This window comes from Anaerolineae bacterium, from assembly GCA_016931895.1.
Lineage (GTDB): Bacteria > Chloroflexota > Anaerolineae > 4572-78 > J111 > JAFGNV01.
This window is the reverse complement of sequence record JAFGDY010000203.1, coordinates 1-18,971: the sequence shown is the minus strand read 5'-3', so window position 1 is coordinate 18,971 and position 18,971 is coordinate 1. Positions and strand designations below refer to the sequence as shown.

Annotated in this window: 13 protein-coding genes; 11 read left to right on the top strand and 2 right to left on the bottom strand. The window is 51.9% G+C overall.

All coding sequences use genetic code 11. The features are described from left to right. The first annotated feature begins 21 nt into the window (after positions 1-21). From JW953_14840 to JW953_14825, 4 genes are all read left to right on the top strand, one after another. On the top strand, positions 22-1,191 hold the full coding sequence (locus JW953_14840; protein MBN1993974.1) for a hypothetical protein: 1,170 nt from the start codon (positions 22-24) through the stop codon (positions 1,189-1,191). A gap of 247 nt (positions 1,192-1,438) precedes the next feature. Further along, positions 1,439-3,259 carry a VanW family protein gene (locus tag JW953_14835; protein ID MBN1993973.1) on the top strand — a complete coding sequence of 607 codons (1,821 nt, stop codon included), beginning with the start codon at positions 1,439-1,441 and terminating at the stop codon, positions 3,257-3,259. 92 nt (positions 3,260-3,351) lie between these two features. Beyond that, positions 3,352-5,043 (top strand): response regulator, encoded by a 1,692-nt coding sequence (locus JW953_14830; GenBank protein MBN1993972.1) that lies wholly within the window; start codon positions 3,352-3,354, stop codon positions 5,041-5,043. 96 nt (positions 5,044-5,139) lie between these two features. Further along, positions 5,140-6,378 carry a protein kinase gene (locus JW953_14825; protein MBN1993971.1) on the top strand — a complete coding sequence of 413 codons (1,239 nt, stop codon included), beginning with the start codon at positions 5,140-5,142 and terminating at the stop codon, positions 6,376-6,378. A 1-nt stretch (position 6,379) separates the two neighbouring features. Here the strand turns inward: JW953_14825 and JW953_14820 are convergent, their stop codons facing one another. Both JW953_14820 and JW953_14815 read right to left on the bottom strand, forming a co-directional pair. Next, positions 6,380-6,943, bottom strand: a complete 564-nt coding sequence (locus JW953_14820) for a hypothetical protein (GenBank protein ID MBN1993970.1) — start codon at positions 6,941-6,943, stop codon at positions 6,380-6,382. Between the two features lie 341 nt (positions 6,944-7,284). After that, on the bottom strand, positions 7,285-10,506 hold the full coding sequence (locus JW953_14815) for a GAF domain-containing protein (GenBank protein ID MBN1993969.1): 3,222 nt from the start codon (positions 10,504-10,506) through the stop codon (positions 7,285-7,287). Positions 10,507-10,768: 262 nt separating this feature from the next. Here JW953_14815 and mtnA point away from each other — a divergent pair, with 262 nt between their 5' ends. From mtnA to JW953_14780, 7 genes are all read left to right on the top strand, one after another. After that, positions 10,769-11,839, top strand: coding sequence for an S-methyl-5-thioribose-1-phosphate isomerase (mtnA, locus tag JW953_14810; protein MBN1993968.1), 1,071 nt, complete (start codon positions 10,769-10,771; stop codon positions 11,837-11,839). Positions 11,840-11,923: 84 nt separating this feature from the next. Continuing rightward, positions 11,924-12,925 (top strand): carbohydrate kinase family protein, encoded by a 1,002-nt coding sequence (locus JW953_14805; GenBank protein MBN1993967.1) that lies wholly within the window; start codon positions 11,924-11,926, stop codon positions 12,923-12,925. A 37-nt stretch (positions 12,926-12,962) separates the two neighbouring features. Further along, complete coding sequence (locus JW953_14800; protein MBN1993966.1) at positions 12,963-14,222, top strand: adenosylhomocysteinase; 1,260 nt, start codon at positions 12,963-12,965, stop codon at positions 14,220-14,222. 174 nt (positions 14,223-14,396) lie between these two features. Then, positions 14,397-14,807, top strand: coding sequence for a hypothetical protein (locus tag JW953_14795; protein MBN1993965.1), 411 nt, complete (start codon positions 14,397-14,399; stop codon positions 14,805-14,807). A 57-nt stretch (positions 14,808-14,864) separates the two neighbouring features. Then, positions 14,865-16,061: a methionine adenosyltransferase gene (locus JW953_14790; protein MBN1993964.1), complete on the top strand. Its 1,197-nt coding sequence runs from the start codon at positions 14,865-14,867 to the stop codon at positions 16,059-16,061. Between the two features lie 255 nt (positions 16,062-16,316). After that, the gene (locus JW953_14785; protein ID MBN1993963.1) at positions 16,317-17,999 is read left to right on the top strand and encodes a hypothetical protein; all 1,683 of its coding nucleotides are present in this window, start codon (positions 16,317-16,319) and stop codon (positions 17,997-17,999) included. A gap of 68 nt (positions 18,000-18,067) precedes the next feature. Next, positions 18,068-18,961 carry a hypothetical protein gene (locus tag JW953_14780; GenBank protein ID MBN1993962.1) on the top strand — a complete coding sequence of 298 codons (894 nt, stop codon included), beginning with the start codon at positions 18,068-18,070 and terminating at the stop codon, positions 18,959-18,961. Positions 18,962-18,971 lie beyond the last annotated feature (10 nt).

Sequence of the window (18,971 nt, the reverse complement as noted above, 5' to 3'; positions counted from 1 at the left end):
TCCAGAAAGGTGAACAGTATTATGGCAGTTCAACAGGTTGTACCTGTCACTTGCCCCAATTGTCAGGCTCGTTTTAATGCCCCCCTTGAAAATATTATTGATGGTCAAAATTCGGCGCTCAAGATTGCCCTGTTGCAAGGCCGCTTAAATGTAGCGCAATGTCCCCAATGTGGCCTGGTTGTACCTTTGGGCGTACCCCTGCTCTATTATGACCTGGAAAAAGAATTGGCCTTTGTTCTTGTGCCTGATGGCCTGCAAATGGCCGCCGGCGACCAGCAGAAGTTGATTGGCGATTTAACCAACCGTTTGGTCAACCAATTGCCTCCCGAACAGAGAAAGTTTTATCTGTTCAATCCCAAACAATTTCTAACCCTGGAGAGCATGGCCAAAGCCATTTTAGAGGCCGACGGCATTACGGAAGAAGTTCTAAAAGCCCAAGAGGCCAAGGCCAAACTGATTGAAGAATTTTTGCAAGCCAAAGACGAAGCCACGTTAAAGGAAAAAGCCAAAGCGCATGATGCGGAGCTTGACCGGGAATTTTTTGAAATTCTTACGGCTTCCATCCAGTCGGCCCAGATGGAAGGCGATCAGGCCGGTATGCAAGCCCTGTTCACCCTAAGATCGCTGCTGGCCAAATGGAGCAGCCAGGGTAAAAAAGCCGTGGCCGAGATTGACGCCGAGTTGGGCGTAATGTATATCAAAAGCCAGGAAGAGCTACTGGAGAAGCTAAAAGAAACTGAAAATGATGAAGAATTTGCCGCCCTGGTGGCCGCAGGCTATCCGCTGCTTGATTATGGCTTTTTCCAAAACCTCACGGCCCAAATTGACCAGGCCAAAGATACGGCCAAGCGGCAAGCCCTGGTAGACCTCAGAAGCAAAATCCTGGAGACCAAAGCCCGGCAAGAAGAAAAGAGCCGCGCTCAAATCCAAAAGGCAGCCAATCTTTTACAAGAAATTTTACAATCGGGCGACCCGGCCAAAGCTTTGGAGCAAAAGCTGGATAAACTTGACGAGGCTTTTTTTGCCGTGTTATCGGCCAATATCCAAGAGGCCCAACGCCAAAAGCAGGACCAGGCCATGCGGGCCCTGGAACTTATCGGCAATATGGCCGTTAGCCTGCTTCAAGAAAGGCAGACGGCCAGAGCGCAGGTTAGCCAACCGTCCCCCCCAAACAAAATTCACCTGGCTTAAAGTTGAAGGTGGGGTAAGGGGCTCCGGGGAGGGTAAAGAATCTGCCTGTTTTAGAGGATGAATTTGAGTTGACATAACCCGGCGATGGGCCCGTCTGCAAAATTGATTCCCCTCCTTGTAATATGGAAACCTTCAGCCAACTTCTCAACCAATACGTGCAGCGTTCCGGCATCAGCGATGCAATGCCCGACATCTACCGGCTTACCGTAACCGAGAACAACGGGGCGATGATCCAGAGGATGTGGCTATGAGCCAAATCAGCCAGGTTATCAAACTTAAAACCATCAGAGCCACCCGGCTCTGGCTGCCGCTTACGTTTGTGCTCATTACCGGCGGGCTGCTGGTCATTATCATTTTTACCACCCTGGCTTACCAGGTAGTTTATCTTAACCGGATTTATCCGGGGGTGGTAGTGGCCGACATTCAGGCCGGAGGCATGACCGAGGCCGAATTGGCCGTGGCCGTTGGCGCGCGGGCGTCGGAATACCTGTCGCATCCGCTCACTATCCAGGTGAGCGATGAAGCCTGGACATTTACCGGCCAGGAATTAGGCATGCGCGTGGATGTTCCGGCTACGGTTGGCCAGGCCTATGCGGTGGGGCGGCAGGGCGGTTTTTTGGCCGATGTGTTGACCCATCTGGTTTTGCTGGTCACGCCGCGCCACCTTGAGCCGGTCATTGGCTACGACACCGGCCCGGCCAACCAAATCCTGTATCGTTTGACCCAGGACATCAACTACCCACCCCAAGACGCCCAATTGATTATTCATCCAGACGCCAGCCTGGAGGTGGTGCCGGCGCAACGCGGGCGGCAACTTCATCTTGAGTCCACCCGCGCCCTCATCGAAACGGCTCTTTTCAACAAAGACAGCCGACCGGTGCAGGCGGTTACGCAAGAAATTCTTCCGGCCATCCCGGAGGTGGAGATGGCCCGCCGGCAGGCTGAAAAGTGGTTAAGCCAGCCGCTTGTTTTTAAATTCGATACCGACCGCGATCATATCGAGTGGCGGATGGAGCCGCAGATTGTGGCCGGGCTGCTCACCGTCACCCAAAAGATAAACGCCACCGGCCAAACCCAAATTGTGGTTGAGCCTGATCTGGCCAAATTTGCCCCCCACCTGGCCGACTTTGCCCAAACCATCAACCAAGAACCGGTTGACGCTCAACTTGAGTTTGACGATGAGGCCGGTGTAGCGGTAGTGCGGCAAGAAAGCAAGGATGGCCGCCGGTTGGATCTGGAAGCGGTCAACCAACAATTAATGCTCTTTAATGAAACATCTACCCCCGTAGTGCGCCTGCCCATTTTGGTGATACCGCCTGGCCTATCCAGCCAAAATTTGGACAACCTGGGCATCAAAGAACTGGTCAGCGAGGCCACCTCTTATTTTAAAGGTTCCAGCCCGGAACGGGTGCACAACATAACCCTGGCCGCTTCTAAATTTAACGGCGTGGTCGTTCCGCCCGGCCAGGTCTTTTCTTTTAACCACTACCTGGGTGAGGTCAATAAAGAAAATGGTTTTTACGACTCGCTGATTATCTATGGCGACCGGACGGCGGTGGGTATTGGCGGCGGCGTGTGCCAGGTGAGCACCACGGCCTTTAGAGCGGCCTTTTTTGGCGGCTTTGAGATTTTAGAACGTTGGGCGCACGGTTACCGGGTGAGTTGGTATGAAACAAATTCCATCCCCGGCCTGGATGCCACTGTTTACACCCCCGATGTTGATCTGAGATTTCGCAACGATACGGATCATTACCTCCTCATTGAGACCGAAACCGACCCAGAGGCCGGAACCCTCACCTTTCGTTTTTATAGCACCAAAACCGAGCGAGAGGTCATTGTCGGCCAGCCGGCATTGACCAATCTGGTTAAACATGGCCCGCCGGTGTACGAACAGGACCCTACCCTGCCCAAAGGGGTTACTAAACAGATTGATTGGGCCAAAGACGGCCTGGACGTGACCATCACCCGCACTGTCAAAATAAGCGATACCGTTATCCACCAAGATATTGTTTTTAGCCATTATCGCCCCTGGCAGGCGGTCTACAAAATTGGCACAGGGGGTAGATAGAAGAACAGACCCCGGTCTATTTTCCTACTTTACAAAATATGATTCTACCTTTATCATGAGCATGTACTGTTTGCGCCCCAAGGAGAAAGATTTTGGCTGGAGAGACTGTTTTAGCCATTGACGACCGCGAGGATAGCCTAAGATTTTTACAGGAATACGTGCTGGAACCAAATGGCTACAAAATGCTTGCGGCCAGAAATGGCACCCAGGCTTTGCAGATTATTTTAAATCAAGAAGTTGACCTGATCATCTCCGACCTGGTTATGCCCCAAATGGGCGGCCTGGAGCTGCTGGAAAGTTTGCGGGAAAAAGGGCTAGACATCCCGGCCATTTTGATGACTTTTCACGGTTCCGAAGGCACTGCCGTGCGAGCCTTTAGATTGGGAGCGCGGGATTATATTATTAAACCCTTTGCCATTGACGAAATGCTCAACGCCATTGACCGCGCCCTGACCGAATCTCGGTTGCGACAAGAGCGCGACCGCCTGACCCAGACGGTGCTTAAAGTCAACCAGCAGCTTGAAAGCCGGGTGCAAGAATTACGTTTTTTGTATGGCATTGGCCGTTCGGTCACCTCGCTTAGAAATATCGAGGAAATCCTGAATCGGATTGTGGAAGCGGCCGTTTATTTAACCGAAGCCGACGAAGGCTCGCTAATGCTGGTTGACCCCTCCTCCGGCGAGTTGTATCTCCGCGCCGCCCGGGGCATGGGTGAAAAAAGCTCCAAAAGCTTTCGGATGAAAATTGACGACAGCATTGCCGGCCAGGTGGTGCGCACCGGCCGGCCGGTGATGATTGGCGGCGTGAACGAGGATGATTCCTTTAAGTTGATGACGGGCTACTTTGTTAAAGCCCTGCTCAACGTGCCGCTCAAAGCGGGTGGGCGGGTAATTGGGGTGCTGGCGGTGAACAATAAAACCACGCTGCAAGCCTTTAGCGACCGTCACCTGAATTTGCTCATGGCCCTGGCCGATTACGCCAGCATTGCCATTCAAAATGCCCAGCTCTACGCCAAACTTTCCTCCGACGTGAACCGGGCCAGGGAGTCGAGCCGGGAATTCAAAAAAATGGCCGACGACCGCACCGCTGAGCTGGAAGAAGCCAACCGGCAACTGCTGCGCACCGAAAAGTTGACTTCTCTGGGTTATATGGCCGCCGGGGTAGCCAAAGAAATTGATACCCCCATCAACGCCATCCTGGATAATTTGCATCAAGTGGCCCACCGGCTGGAAGCCACCGACGAAAATCGCCAGTTGCTCACTTCCCTGGAAAGAGCCGCCCGGCACTGCCGGCAGGTCACCCAAAGCCTGCTCGACTTTGCCGGTCAGAAAGCTTACCAACTCCAGGAAGCCAACCTGAATGACATTATCGAAGCAGCCTGGATAAAATTCAATGAAACCCGGAGCGCCAACCAGATAGAATTTGTGCGGGGTTTTGACCCGCAGTTGCCCATGATTGCTGTTGACCGCACCCAGGTGGAGCAAGCCCTGTTTTATTTGATCAGGCATGCCTGCCGCTCAATGCCTTTGGGCGGGACCTTGCGGGTTATTAGCCGGTCTGTTGGGGCTGAAGTGCAGGTTATCATCAACGACACCGGCGAAGGAATTTCGCAAAAAGATTTGCAGCATATTTTTGACCCCTTTTACAAAACCAGCCATCAGGCTTACGGCCTGGAACTTTCTATTAGCTATGCTATTGTTAAAAGACACCAGGGCACCGTTGAAGTGGAAAGCGCGCCGGGGCAGGGCACAACGTTCACTATTCATTTGCCGCGGAAAGTGTAATGATCTCAGGGTAAGAAGTCATTTTCCCCATCAATTTGTGATCCCACAAGCCTGCCCCGCTGTGGCTTAAATCTCTTTTCTGTGACAAGATGTTCTATGATACACCTGATCGGCCAAACATTGGGCCAGTATGAGTTAATAGATGTGGTGGGCGAAGGCGGTTTGGCCACCGTTTACAAAGCCTATCAACCAAAGCTGGAACGTTGGGTTGCGGTTAAAGTATTGCATAGTAACAACAGGGATTTGTTAGCTCGCTTTGAGCGTGAAGCCAAAGCCGTGGCTCAATTGCGCCATCGTAACATCTTGATTGTGTATGAATATGGCGAAGAGGCTGGTTGGCCTTACATTGCTATGGAGTATGTTCAGGAAGGAACCCTGAAAAACTATCTTACCGGCAGGCCAATGGATGGCGACCGGGTGGTGACGCTGGCCATCCCTATTGCCCAGGCCCTACACCACGCCCACGAGCATGGCCTGATTCATCGCGATGTAAAACCATCCAATATTTTAATGCCCCAGCCAGATTGGCCCTTACTGGCTGATTTTGGCCTGGTAAAAATGCAAAACCCGGATGCAGCCATCACCAACAGCGATATTATCATTGGCACCCCGGCTTATATTCCCCCAGAACAAGCTAAAATTGAGCCTGTTGACCCTCGGGCCGATATGTATTCCCTGGGCGTGATTATGTTTCAGATGGTCACCGGTTGTTTGCCGTTTGAATACAAAAATCCAAATGAAATGATAAACGCTCATATCTCAGAGCCGGCGCCTTCCCCCCATCAGTTCAATCCAGGTTGTCCCCCTAAATTGGCCCAGGTTATTTTGACCGCCCTCCAGAAATTGCCTGAGAATCGTTATGCCAACTTGCAAGTGATGACCGGGGCGCTGCAAGAGATTCTGCAAGGAACAACAAAGCCGCTTTTTTCGGCCGGGATGCCGGTTGAAGTCCCACTTTCTCCCGCCGAGGTTGGGCCAATGCCACCTAACCACGGACTTCAGACAGTTCCCAGGCAAGAAGTCAAGATATTGCTAAAGGACGACAATATTACCCTTGATGTGCCGGAGCCAAACAAAGATGGCCTCATTATTGGCCGGTCTCATAGTAAAGCCCAAGCAGAAATTGATCTGGCCCCTTATGGCGCTCTGGAGGCAGGTGTTTCTCGGCGGCATGCCCGTTTGCTCCGGCAGGGAGAAATGTGGCTCATTGAAGACCTGGGGAGCATGAACGGAACTTATTTGAATAAGAAAAAATTAGACTCCGGCGTGCCCACCCCTTTACAAAATGGCGACCAGGTGCGGTGCAGTAAGTTGTCTTTTGTTTTTCTCATCTAATTTAAGGAAGGCACCTTTCTGATTGGCCTTCTCTTAATATTTTCTCCTCCGGGCAGAAGCGCAGTTGATAAGCTTGATCCGTCTGCCAGATTTCAGCGCAGGTGGCTAATTCTGCGTTCTCTTTGTCTTGAACGGTACACGTATACTCACCCGGTGGTAATTCAATAGCCTTGTTGTCTTTGGCCGCAATATCCCACGCGCCCTGGCCCTCAATCTGAAAAACAATATCCTGGTCGGCCTCGTTGAAAACAACTACCATGGTCTTTTCGTTGGGAACAGGGGTGGGGGTAGGTGTGGGGGTGGGCGGGGGTGGCGGGGGCGCAATAGGTTTGGGTTTGGTGGGGCTGGGGGTGAAGGTGGGGGTAAATGTAGGAGTAAGGGTGGGGGTAAAAGTGGGCGTAAAGGTAGCAGTGGGTGTCGGCGAGCGCAGAATGATAATCTTGCGGGAGATATGTTGCCCCTCATTAGGGGATGAGGAGTCCTTGAACGGGGATTTAGAAAGACTGCAAGCCATACTTATCAGGATAACCAGCATGGCAAGCCCCAAATATTGTAATCGTCTCATCTTCCTAATTTTTCTTCCTCCCTAAATAAGGAGATTTAAGTGAAAAATTTCACTTCTTGGCCTTTAAAAAACCGCCTTTACCGATGAACGTTGGCTCGTAATGGTTTATTAAATGACGGGAAAAGCTGTGAATTAGCCGCGTTATTTAACACGGGGATGGGCGAAAAATAAGAAAGGTGGCATGGGATGGGGTGTGGCTATCATTAAATGCCCCCACCTGGCTTGGCTTATTATAGCACACTTTGGAGGAATCTGCTCAAAACAGGGAGTGCAGAGGGGTATCCCAAATTTTAAGGGGAGAATTGGCCGATCGCCCTTACCGGGGCAGCCCTGGCGCTCAGCTATGCCACCTGCACCACCACCAGGGTAATGTCATCGTGCTGCTCGGCTTCGCCCACAAAGCTTTGCATCTCGGCCATGAGACCGTCAATAACCTGCTGGGGGGTGTGACCATTTTCAAGCTTTTGCAGAGTGGTTTCCAGGCGGTCAAAACCAAACATATCCCCGGCTGCGTTTTGAGCTTCAACAATGCCATCGGTGTAAAAAAGCAAGGTGTCGCCTGCTTGCAGGGAAATTTGGGCGTGGGTGTAGGTCATATTCTGTTCAACGCCCAGGGGTAGGCCCATGGCCTCGTCGGGCAACAGATAACTGATTTGCCCGCGCCGCAGCAACAGAGCCGCTGTTTGACCGGCATTGACCAGCCACATCTTGTATTTGGCGGAATCTATCAACGCTTGCACCGTGGCCACAAACGTGCCGCGTTGCATATCCTGATAAAGCCATTGATTGGCCGCCGTCATCGCCTCACCGGGCCAGGCATGGTTCATCAGTTCCGAACGAATGCTGTTGCGGGCCAGGGCCATTACCATGGCCGCGGGCAGGCTTTTGCCGGTCACATCGCTGACCACAATGCCCAGACGTTGCTCCGGCAGCGGAATGTAATCGTAAAAGTCGCCGCCGGTGGCGTAAGCCGGTTGGCACAACCCGGCCATACGCAAACCGGGAATTTGGGGCACGGTGCGGGGCAGAAGATTTTGCTGAATCTGGCGGGCAATCTCCAGTTCTTGTTCGTAACGGGTAACCGTGGCTTCATACAACCGCGCTTTTTCAATCGCCATCGCAGCCTGGTTGGCCAGGGTGCGGGCCAGCTCCACTTCTGTTGACTCAAAAATACGTTCCCGGCCCAGCGTGCCCAACAGGATAAAACCGGTCAGTTGATTCTGAACCACCAGGGGCAAGAGCAAGGCCGTTTGGATTTTTTCTTGGGCGATGATGGCCGATAATAACGCCAGCCGCTTATCCTCCCCCGCTTTGGGAATCATCAGCGGCGCTTGGGTCTGTTCAATGGTTTTTAGCAATAACAGTTGATGCCAGGCGACCGCCTCGAGCGCTGTTTTGGACCGCCAATGGCCAAAACGAGCGCGCACGCGGTACCTGTCTCTACCCTCTTCGGAACGGAGCACCAGCACGCCCAGGCTGGTTTCCAACACCCGGGCCATCTCCCGCAATAAAAGTGGCAATACTTCGTATAAATTCCAGGAGTGGCTGACAATGGTTGAAACGCGATTAAGGGCCGACAGCCGTTTGGTTTTACCCAGCACATTTTGGTAAAGGGTGGCATTTTCAACAGCGTTGCCAATCTGCTGCGCCACCGTCTCCAGCCATTCATAATTTTCAGGGGTCAAATTGACCACGTTAGGCCCGCCCAAGTTCAACAGGCCAATCACCTTTTGTTTGGCCGAAATAGGCAGCGAGATGTGCTGCGTTGATAGCCCGGGGTAGTGTTCCAGGTAAGGCGTCAACCGGGAACAGTTATTCTCCCAGATGTAGCCGCGTCGTTGGCCGGAGGTCAATACTGCGCCACAGGCGCAATGATCCACCGGCATCAGGGCTTCTTGCTGGCGAAACGCTTCGGGCAGGCCAACGGTCACCACCAACCGCAAAAACCGGCCGTTATCTTCCGGCAAAAAAAGCCAGCCGTGATCCAGCTTCATTTCGCGCAGAATGATCTCCAGCGCCTTCTCCAGGTCCGCTTCCAGATTGAGCGAGTTGTTTACAGTAAAGGCAATGGTATTGAGCGTGGACAGGGCGGTGTTGGCCGCTTCAACCGCTTCTTTAACTCTGCGTTCTTCCTCAAACAGCCGGGCATTGCCAATGGCAATGGCCGCCTGACCGGCCAGCAAGCGCAAAAAATGAACCTGTTCCTCGTCAAAGGCAAACCGATTGGTTTTGCTATGCACATCGAGCACGCCAATCACTTTGTCGCCTACAATCAAGGGCACGCTGGCACAGGCCAATATCCTTTCTTTTCTGACGGCCGATGTATAAAAAACGGGATCATGGGGCAGGTCGTTGATAATGATTGGCTCGCCGGTTTGGGCTACTTGGCCGGCAATGCCTTCGCCCAGGCGCAAGTGAGCGCTTTTGAGGGCCGTTTCATTTAGGCCATAAGCTCCTTTAATCTTTAAGGTTTGGGTGGCCTCATCAACCAGTAAAATAGCGCCGGTGTCCGTATCTAACAACTTGGCCGTGCTATGCGCCAGCAACTCCAGCACCGTATCCAGGTGTAGCTGGGCCGTGATAACCCGGCCTATTTCATAAATAATGGCCAGGCGTTCGTTAGCTGCCTGTAACTTTTGATGAGATTCTTGCAGCAACGCCTCGGCCTGCTTGCGGGCGGTAATGTCGTCTTTTACGGCCACGTAGTGGGTGGTTTGGCCGGTTTTATCTTTAACCGGAGAGATGGTGGCAAACTCCCAGTATAACTCGCCATCTTTCTTTTTATTGAGCAACTCGCCTTCCCACACCTCGCCCCGGCTGATGGCGGCCCACAGTTGAACGTATATTTCCGGCGGCATTTTGCCCGACTTCAAGACGCGGGGATTTTGGCCAATGGCCTCTTCCGGCAAATACCCCGTGATCTTGGTAAAGGCGGGGTTGACAAACTCGATCACGCCGTCCAGATCGGTGATGACAATGGTGCTGGCGCTCTGCTCAACGGCCCGCGACAGTTTACGCAGTTCTTCTTCTACCTCCTGCCGGAGAACTAGGTCGTGTTGCAGTTTCTGATTGACTTTGGCCAATTCCTCAGTGCGCTGCGTTACCATTTCTTCCAGGCGATGGTGATACCTGTTTAATTCCGCCACAATTTGCCGGCGTTCCGTAACATCTCTAAAAATGGCTACGGCATAATTTACCTGGTCCTGGTTATCAATAATAGGGCTGGCCCAGATTTCCAGGGGGACGCGCCGGTCCGGCCGAACCATTTCAATATCATCCACCTTCACACTTTCACCCTGCAATGCTTGCAGTAAGGGCAGGTGTTCCAGGGGATATGGCTGCTCTGTGCCGGCCACGTAATAAGGAAACCGGGCGATGAGGTCTTTTAACTTCAGCCCCGGCCGGGCTTGTTGGTCTGACAGGCTGAACATCTGCTTGAACTGCTGGTTGATGTAGAAGATATTGGCGTTGTTATCCACCACAGCCACGCCCACCGGCATGGCCTCCAGAAATTGGCCAAACCTGTTTTCATTTTCAGGCCAGGGGTCATTACGTGCAGTCATAAGCTCTTTGTGATCAGCAAGGTCTTGTTCAACTCAACTATTTTACCACAAAACCCATCAACCGGGCGATATTACTTTTGGTAGACTTGTTTGACAAACCTTCCCGGCTGTGCTAACATCGCCGGTTGGGTTGGGTTGCTACTATTATAAGAATACACCTGGCCAACGATTTAACAAGTTTTCAGGCGTCAACGGATAGGGATTTTGCGCTCCGCCCGTTTGCGGAGATTTTTTACTTGGTGGGGCCAAGGAGGATAGATCAATGAGAACGGTGGCCTGGGATTACGACCACGGTCTGGTGAAAATGATTGACCAGCGCCAGTTGCCCGGCATTTTTGAAATTGCCGAATTTGCCGATTATCGCCAGGTGGCGATGTCTATCCGGGAGATGTACGTGCGGGGCGCGCCGGCCATTGGCGCGGCGGCCGCATTTGGCATGGCCCTGGCCGCCCGGCAGAGCAACGCCAACAATCAAGAAGCCCTTTTGCGCGACCTGGCCACCGCCGCCGAGGTTTTGCGGGCCAGCCGCCCCACGGCCGTTAACCTCTTTTGGGCCGTTGAACGGATGCTGCGCGTAACGGCCAATCACAATCTGGCCCATCCCGACGACATCCGCCAGGCCATTCTGTCCGAAGCCCAAAAACTGGCGGATGAGGACGTAGAGATCAATCAACGTATGGCCTGCAACGGCGCGGCCCTGGTTAAAGAAGGCGACACCATTTTGCACCACTGCAATACCGGCTCGCTGGCCACGGTTGATTGGGGCACGGCCCTGGGCGTGGTGCGGATGGCCAACGAGCAGGGCAAAAATATCCACGTGCTGTTAGATGAAACCCGGCCCCTTCTGCAAGGGGCGCGGCTTTCGGCCTGGGAATGTGAGCAATACCATATTCCCTACACCCTCATTGCCGATAACGCCGCCGGACATTATATGCGCACCGGCCAGGTGGATATTGTTTTTGTGGGGTCTGATCGCACCGCCGCCAACGGCGACGTAGCCAACAAAATTGGCACTTACAAAGTGGCCGTGGTGGCCAGAGAAAACGGCATTCCCTTTTTCCCGGTGGTGCCCACTTCCACGGTTGACCTGTCTCTGCCCACCGGCGACGACATTCCCATTGAGGAACGCGACGGCTCAGAAATAACCGCCCTGACCCTGTTTGGCCGGCCTGTTGCCCCCGCCGGAGCCAGGGTGGGCAACCCGGCTTTTGACGTGACGCCTCACAAATATGTCACCGGCATTGTCACCGAGCATAGCGTGGTTTACCCGCCCTACAGTATCAACCTGCGCCGGGCCGTGACAGAAGAACAGGCCAAAATTGGCCCAACCTGATTTAAGACCAATGACGAACGACCAAAATTCGTCGTTCGTCGTTGGTCGTTCGTCCTCTCTGTAATTTGAACAAGGAGTTAACCCGTGACCGTTGCCGTAACCGGCTCGATGGCCTTTGATTACATTATGTCTTTTCCCGGCGAATTTGCCGACCATATTTTGCCGGACCAGATTCAGAAACTGTCCATCAGTTTTTTGGTCGACTCTATGCGCCGGGAGCGGGGCGGCTGCGCAGGCAACATTGCCTATAACCTGGCTTTGTTTGAACAGCCGGTATTGTTAATGGCCACCGTTGGCCAGGACGCGCCGGAATACATTGCCGGGCTGCGCGAACGCGGCGTTGACACCAGCGGCGTGCTGCAACTGCCCACCGATTTCACCGCCTCCTTTTTTGTCAGCACCGACCGGGTGAACAACCAGATTGCCAGCTTTTATACCGGGGCCATGGCCAAAGCGGGACAAATCAGCTTTCACAATCAGGATTATCAAACCATTAAAATGGCCATTATCTCGCCTAATGATCCGGCGGCTATGGTCAAATACGCGCAAGAATGTCAACAACTGAACATTCCCTACATTTACGACCCCAGCCAGCAAATTCCCCGCCTCACCCCGGCCGAGGTGCTGGAGGGCATTAAAGGGGCCAGGGTGTTGGTGGTCAACGATTACGAATTTGAGATGATCAAAAAACAAACCGGCTTGAGCGATGGCGAGCTGCAAAACATGGTAGACACAATCATCATCACCCAGGGCGAAAAGGGTTCGCTTATTTTTGCCACCGAAACCGATGCCCAGGGTCGTCAAACCCGTTGTGAAATTGACATCCCCCCGGCCAAACCCAATCGTATTGCCGAGCCAACCGGCGTGGGCGACGCGTTTCGGGCGGGCCTGATTACGGGCATGATGCGCCGTTATCCCTGGGCCGTGTGCGGGCGCTTGGGGTCGGTGGCGGCCACGTATGTTTTAGAGCAACACGGCACCCAACGCCATGCGTTTACGCGCCGCCAGATTGCCCAACGCTACCGCGAATTATTTGGCCATACCCCCGAACTGGAAGATTTAGTCAACGCCTCTCATCCGGAGTAATTTAAAAAAATAACATAGAAGGAGTAATCCCTTGAGTATCAAAGAATTTGACGTTAAAGACATCAACCTGGCCGAACAAGGCCGCTGGCGCATTGAGTGGGCGCTACAAGAAATGCCCGTAATCCGCTCGCTGATGGACCGCTTTCATAAAGAGCGCCCCCTGGATGGGGTAAAAATGAGCGGTTGTTTGCACATCACCACCGAAACGGCCAATCTGGCCCGCGCCCTGCAAATTGCCGGGGCCGACGTGGTGCTGACGGCCAGCAACCCCCTCAGCACCCAAGACGACGTGGCCGCCGCGCTCGTTTCGGTGTTTGAAATCCCGGTTTTTGCCATCAAAGGCGAAGACAATACCACTTATTACCAACACCTCAACGCCGCGCTCGACCACCGGCCCAATGTGACCATGGATGACGGGGCCGACCTGGTGAGCGCGCTGCACAAAGAACGCACCGGCCAAATTCCCGACATCATCGGCAGCACCGAAGAGACCACCACCGGCATTATTCGGCTGCGGGCTATGGCCGCCGAGGGCGCGTTGAGATTCCCCGTGATCGCCGTTAACGATGCCAATACCAAACACCTGTTTGACAACCGCTACGGCACCGGCCAGAGCACCCTGGACGGCATTATTCGGGCCACCAATATTCTGATTGCGGGCAAAGTGTTTGTGGTGGCCGGTTACGGTTGGTGCAGCCGGGGCATTGCCATGCGGGCGCGCGGGCTGGGGGCCAACGTGATTGTCACCGAAGTGGACCATCTCAAAGCATTGGAGGCGGTGATGGATGGCTTCCGGGTGATGCCCATGATTGAAGCGGCCCCGCAGGCCGACTTTATCTGCACGGCCACCGGCGATAAAAATGTGGTGGACAAACACCATTTTGAAGTGATGAAAAACGGCTGTTGCGTGGCCAACTCCGGCCACTTCAACGTGGAAATTAATATCCCGGCCCTGGAAAAGATGTCGGTGGAAAAACGCACGCCGCGCGCCTTTGTGGAAGAGTACCAATTGGCCGATGGTCGCAATATTCGCCTGCTGGGCGAAGGGCGGCTGGTCAACCTGGCCGCCGCCGAAGGCCATCCGGCGGCAGTGATGGACATGAGCTTTGCCAACCAGGCCCTGGGCGCGGTGTACGTTTACCAAAACGGCAAGAACATGGAAAAGAAGGTGTACGCCATTCCCGAAGAAATTGACCGGGAAATCGCCCGCCTCAAGTTGGCCGCGATGGGCATAAACATTGACGTATTAACGCCTGAACAAGTGGCTTATTTAAATAGCTGGCAGGAAGGCACGTAGGTTGAAAACGAGGTAATATTAGCTGATGGCGATGGAGTTGCAAAGCTAGCTTTGTGATTCCATCAGTTACCATTTGGCCATTGCCTGAAGACAAACTGGGCCGGCAAATCATTAACGATGAACGTTTGGCCCGGTTCATAAAATCGCCGCACCCCTCTGTAAAAGGAGCCTTTGATGGATGAAACCCCAGATTTTTTGGAAATGACATCAAAAGAAGAAAACCCCGCCACTCCCGAACCTGTGACCGAAGCCGAGACGGCCCCAGAGGACGGTAAACCAACCATTACCTTCCGGGGCAACGGTTACGATATAGCGGCCGTGGTAGGGGTGACGGTAGGCGCGGTGATGCTGTTAAGCTGTGTCACCTGTAATCTGGCCTATTATGTTTTCCCCTTTATCCCCGTTATTTTGGGGATTGTGGGTTTGGTTTTGGCCAAAGACTCGGTGAACCCGGAACGCACCCGGCTTTTATCTTGGTTCAGTCTTGGCTCAGGCGCGTTCTTCTTTGTCGTCGCTTTTTTGTGCGTGGCCGCGTATATTGGCTTTATTGTGTTTGCCATTGCTATGGACAGCGGCGGTTTTTAGCGAGTAAGTAAAAAATTAATTTTATATAAGGAGCCTAATCTTATGACAACAACATTCATGACCTCGCCCCAATTGTTCTTCACCAGCGAGTCGGTGACGGAGGGTCATCCCGATAAAATATGCGACCAGATCAGCGACGCCGTGTTAGACGCCATCTACCGGGACGATCCTTACGCCCGTGTAGCCTGCGAAACAGCCATCACCACCGGCTTGGTCTGCGTAATGGGGGAGATCACCACCACTACTTATGTTGATATTGCCGATATTGCCCGCGAAACCATCAAAGAGATTGGTTATACCCGGGCCAAATATGGTTTTGATTTTGAAACCTGCGGCGTGATCGTGAGCATCAAAGAGCAATCTTCCGATATTGCCATGGGCGTTGACAAAGCCCTGGAAGCCAAAGAAGGTAAGATGGAAGACGATTTGAACACCGGCGCAGGCGACCAGGGCATGATGATTGGTTTTGCCTGCAACGAGACAGAAGAACTCATGCCCCTGAGCATCTCCCTGGCCCACAGGCTGTGCAAACAACTCACCGATGTGCGTAAAAACGGCACCATTGAATATCTGCGCCCGGACGGCAAAAGCCAGGTGACGGTTGAGTACGCCTACGGCCAACCCAAACGGGTGGACACCATTGTCATCTCCACCCAACACAGCCCCGACGTTCACCAGGAGGAGATTCGCACCGACATTATTACCGAGGTCATTACGCCCATTGTGCCGCACGATATGATTGACGATGACACCAAAATTTACGTCAACCCCACCGGCCGTTTTGTGACCGGCGGGCCAATGGGCGATGCCGGTTTGACCGGCCGCAAAATCATTGTGGACACTTACGGCGGCGTGGCCCGACACGGCGGCGGCGCGTTCTCCGGCAAAGATCCCACCAAGGTAGACCGCTCGGCCGCTTATATGACCCGCTACATTGCCAAAAACATTGTGGCCGCCGGCCTGGCCGACCGGGTGGAGCTGCAAGTCAGTTACGCCATTGGCGTGGCCCATCCCCTTTCCTTGAATGTAGAAACCTTTGGCACCGGCAAAATCAGCGATGACAAAATCATCGCCCTGGTCAAAAAACACTTTGACCTGCGCCCGGCGGCCATCATCCGCGACCTCAACCTGCGCCGGCCCATTTACAAGGCCACCGCCGCTTACGGCCACTTTGGCCGCACCGATATTGACGCGCCCTGGGAAAAAACAGACAAGGCCGACATTCTGCGAGAAGAGGCCGGTTTAGGCGAATAAATCAATTGTTAAAATCAAAAGCCCTGTCCGATTGTTCCGAACAGGGCTTTTTTGATGCCCGGCTTTCTTGTGACCCAGCAAAATTTACCCAGCGCCTTGATTTTTAGGATAAGGTATGATAGTATATTGACATAACGACTTGTCATAAAACAACAAACTAAAAAGAATCATTAACAAAAAAGTTTGGCGCGTAGCGTTTGGGAGTAAATGCTACGCGCTGTCTTTTTGCAGAGGTTTTGCCTGGGGAGGTGCAATGTGTCAACGGAGAGAGTGGTTTCAGGCCCGCCAACCATAAGCTTGGGCAGCATCCTTTTTAAGGGCTTCATTCTATTGCTGGTTCTCTTTGCCGGTGGATTAGCCTTTATCCTGGGCTACTGGTGGGGCATGGGCCTTATTCTTTCAGCCTTGTTGATTTTTTTCCTGTTTGGATTCAAACGGGAGCAGGGCCGGAATTTACTCCTATTTTTATATGCGCATGCGGCGGTAGTCGCTGTGGCAGGCGGTTTAGTTTTTACATTTTTGGTTGCTAATCAACAGGTGCGCCAATTCTCCCAGCGTAATGACTTGACCAACTTATTTTTGGGCAATTATATTGGCGTATTTTTTGATTCTGTGGTGATGGGGGTCATTGCCGCTGTGGTCATTGTGACCGTGCCTTTTCTGTTGGTGGCGGCGGCAGCGACGGTGGTAACGCAATACCAGCATAAAGACAAAAGGCCCTCTTTCTGGGACGCTTTTCTCCATACTATCCACTGTATTTTGGCCAGAAGTTATTTTGCCGTGGAAATAGAGGGAGGCGAGCGTAAAGGTTCGGAGAAGGACATAGAACGGCTAAACACCTTTGGCGGACCGGGGTGGCTGATTGTTCATCCGGGGCACGTGGTGGTGCTGCATTATCAAGGGAATATCACCCGCGTGGTCGGTGAAACCAAAATCCTCTTGAAAGGCTATGAAAAAATCAAAGCGATTTTTCCCCTAACCAATAAAGCCGGTCCTCAAACCATTGACGACGTACTGACCAGGGACAGGATACCGCTAAAATTGACGGTATTGCACGTGGCCCAGTTAGAATTGGCCAAAGATACCAAAAAACGTTTGCAGCAGGCTGTGGCCGAGGCGGAAAAACAGCTACAGACGATAGAGGCCGACCCCCAAGCTTCAGAGCAAGATAAACAAGCAGCACAACAGAAACGGGATGAAGCGCAGCAAAAAGTTAAATCTCTAGAAAACGACAAACTGGTTGGCGACGATAACGACCAATGTTATGAAAGTATTGCCCGGCTGGCCGCCCGGAAAGCGCCAAAGGGAGCCTGGGAAGACCTGAAAAATTTTGTGGCCAGTAATTTGAGAGACGTGATTATGTCGGAGTATGCCGAGAATTTGTTTGATATTAGTGGAAACAATGATTTAGAAGCCAGAATTAATCAGCGTAAAATTGCAGAGATAGAAAAGATTGTTCTAACCAAAGCCAGGCAGATAGGTCTTGACGATGGGATGCTCCTGCGGGTGGTGGATATTCAAAAAGTGGATTTTCCCGAAGAGATTGCGGAAAAAATAAATGAGGAAATAAAAACGCAAATTCAGGAACGCATTGAGCAAACTGAGGCGCGTATAGCACATTCTAAAGCCGAGGCCACCATCACCAAAGCCAAAGCCGATGCCCAGGCCAGAATCTTGGAAGGCCAGGGAGAAGGAGAAGCGCAGGTAGCCCTGTTCCGGGAAATTTTGCGAGAACTGAAACGTGAGAATGTTCTCAGCGAAAAGGAAATAGCCGAATCTCTGCTTAATTTTATTAGTTCCACTACCTCGCTCAATGAACTCAAAAGCTTTTTCCGCGCAACAGCATTTAGACCGTATGACCGACAGTTTGTAGTTACTCCAGAGAAAACAAATGGGACATCGGAAAAAACAAGCAGTTCGCATAAGAACGTATCATGAACACCTTCCAGACGCAAGTTCATTGATTTTTTTAAGGAGTTTCCCCAAAATAAAGGGGGCTTTATGCTATGCCAGATTATACAGAGATAATTAGAGAAAAAGAACGCCGTTTACAAGAACTCAGAAAGAAACAAGCAAGGTTTGGAATAAGTACATCTCCTGAGATTTTGACCGAGATAGAAGATTTGGAGAAAGAAATTCCAATATTAAAAAACAAACTTGAAGGCGTTAAAATTATACGTTTATTACATAGTGGTCTAGAAGAGGGATTAACATTACTAGATCAAGGACTATACGATATTGTTGAGGAGGCGTTATTTGATCCTGAAAAGGACCCTAAAACTGCTATAAAAATTTGTAAAGAGAAGTTAACTTCACTAGACAAAGAGCGCTTGGGAAAATCAGAAAGTGATATTAATTTTGATACATGCAGCAGGTATAGTATAGGAAGATACCATCTATTGCTGGCCTCCCTCTATTTAAATCAAAATAATCTACAAGACGCAAAAGACCATTTCTATGAGAGCAAAGATATGTTTCTAGCAGGAGGATGGTTTCAATTGGAAGCATTAGCATATCTGGGGTTGGCTATTACACAACGAAAATCAGACAGAATTAAAGATGCACATGATGCTTGCACAAGTGCAGAGCGTCTACTCAATAATAGGATAATCCCTCAAGGTGAACATATAAACTTAGTTGCTTTGAAACAAGCTATTGAAGAGGAGAAGTCAAAAATACAAGAACTCCTGCCTGGACCGCCGCCAGTTACCCAGAGGCATGATAAAACCATCTTTGATATTACCACCGGCGCAAAAATTGTAGCCGAAAAAGCTATAGCCGATCTAAATTTGTTGGGGTATAAAGATTATGACACTTATGCGCAGGCGGTATGTCAAATTTTGTGTAAATTTGTGGTCACCGGCTTACCTGTCAGGCATAGCGATTTTTCTGAATTTTAGACCTCGGATG